At 78.9% G+C, this 1,736-nt stretch carries 3 protein-coding genes; 1 reads left to right on the top strand and 2 read right to left on the bottom strand.

All coding sequences use genetic code 11. From position 1 onward, the window contains the following. Positions 1-699, bottom strand: a 699-nt coding sequence (locus tag GTR00_RS20255) for a PfkB family carbohydrate kinase (RefSeq protein ID WP_323132641.1), incomplete at its 3' end; no start/stop codon positions are given. Continuing rightward, positions 696-1,379, bottom strand: a complete 684-nt coding sequence (locus GTR00_RS25265) for a metal-dependent transcriptional regulator (protein WP_166613334.1) — start codon at positions 1,377-1,379, stop codon at positions 696-698. The genes GTR00_RS20255 and GTR00_RS25265, both read right to left, overlap by 4 nt. 139 nt (positions 1,380-1,518) lie before the next feature. Between GTR00_RS25265 and GTR00_RS26095 the strand changes: the two genes are divergently transcribed. After that, positions 1,519-1,736 (top strand): hypothetical protein (locus tag GTR00_RS26095; protein ID WP_205706283.1); only part of this gene is annotated, 218 nt, incomplete at its 3' end.

Raw genomic sequence — 1,736 nt, 5'->3', positions numbered from 1 at the left:
CGCCTGGCGCACGAGGCCGTCGACGTCGGCGGCGGGCTCCTCGCCGGCCAGCACGGCCAGCTCGCCGGCGTTGGGCACCAGCAGGTCGGTGCGGCGCAGCAGCTCGGCGGGCAGGGGGCGGGCCGGGGCGGGGTTGAGCACGAGCAGCCCGGTGCACAGCCGGGCGGCGGCCAGCAGCGCCGCGTCGGGCACCTCGCACTGCAGCAGCACGACGCGCGCGCCGCTGACGGCGCCGGCGGCGGCCTGCACGCGGGCGGCGTCGAGGTGGTCGTTGGCGCCGGGGCTGAGGACGATCGTGGACTCCCCGGCGTGCACGAGGACGACGGCGACGCCGGTGGGTGCGCCGGCGGCGGTGACGTGCTCGACGTCGAGGCCCTCGGCGGCCAGGGCGGCGCGCAGGGCGCGGCCGTCCTCGTCGTCGCCGACGGCGGCGACCACCGCGGTGCTGCGGCCCAGCCGGGCGGCGGCCACGGCCTGGTTGGCGCCCTTGCCGCCGAGGCCGCGCACGGCGTCGGCGCCGCGGACGGTCTGCCCGGCGGGCGGCAGGGCGCCCAGGGCGATGGACAGGTCGGCGTTGACGCTGCCGACGACGGTGACGTCGCGGGTCTTGGGGGCCTGCAGGCGCCCGTGGGTGTCGCGCACGGCGCCGGCGGGGTCGCCGGGCAGCGCGGGCGCCGTCTCGTGCCGGTGGGTGCTCACCGGGCCGCCGGCAGGACCCAGACGGCGGCCACGGCCGGGTCGCCGAGGTCGACCTCGCGCCCGCCGGGCCCCTCCCCCAGCCGCACGACGGTGGTGCCGGCGAACTCGCGGCGCTTGACGACGCGCACGTGCAGGTCCAGCCCGATGCCGAGGTCGGCGAAGTAGCGCAGCACCTCGGGGTCGGCGTCGGAGATGCGGGCGACGGAGCCGGCGGCGCCCTCGGGCAGGTCGGCGAGGCTGTGCGCGCCGGGCCGCGGGACGGTGCCGTCGGGGCGCGGGATGGGGTCGCCGTGCGGGTCGCGCTCGGGGTGGCCCAGGCGGCGGTCGAGGCGGTCGAGCATGCGGTCGGAGACGGCGTGCTCGAGGACCTCGGCCTCCTCGTGCACCTCGTCCCAGGAGTAGCCGAGGTCGGCGACGAGGAAGGTCTCGATGAGGCGGTGGCGGCGCACGACGCCGAGGGCCTGCAGGCGCCCGGCCTCGGTGAGCTCCACGCCGCCGTAGCGCTCGTGGCGCAGCAGGCCCGCGTCGGTGAGCTTGCGCACGGCCTCGGAGGCTGTGGAGGGCGACACGCCCAGGGCCTGCGCCAGCTTGGAGAGGGTGATCTTCTCGTCCGACCACTCCCCGGCGGCGTAGACCGTCTTCAGGCAGTCCTCGGCGGCCGGGGTGGCGGGGCGGGGCACGGGGCCAGCTTGCCACCAGGTCCCCGCGCTGCGGGCGCCGACGCGGCGGGGAGGAGTTTTCGGTGGACCGAAAAGCGTTTGTCGACCTACAGTGGGGGTAGGGCACGAGCACCGGAGCGACCAGGAGAGGGGTGCCGACGTGGACCGACGCTGGACCGGGATCGGGGACGCCGTGCTCGCCGCCGCGCTGCTGGCCGTGGTGGCCGTGTGCGCCACCTCGCAGCGCTGGCCGGAGGCGGCCGGGGCGCTCGTGCTGGCCCTGGCCTGGGGCGCTGCCGCCGCGCGCCGCCTGGCCGGCCGCCGCGCCGCGGACGCCGTGCAGGCCGTGGGGGCCGCCGCCGCGGCGGCCCCCACGGC

It is taken from the genome of Kineococcus indalonis (assembly GCF_009906395.1).
Lineage (GTDB): Bacteria > Actinomycetota > Actinomycetes > Actinomycetales > Kineococcaceae > Kineococcus > Kineococcus indalonis.
This window is presented reverse-complemented; position numbering and strand designations above follow the sequence as displayed.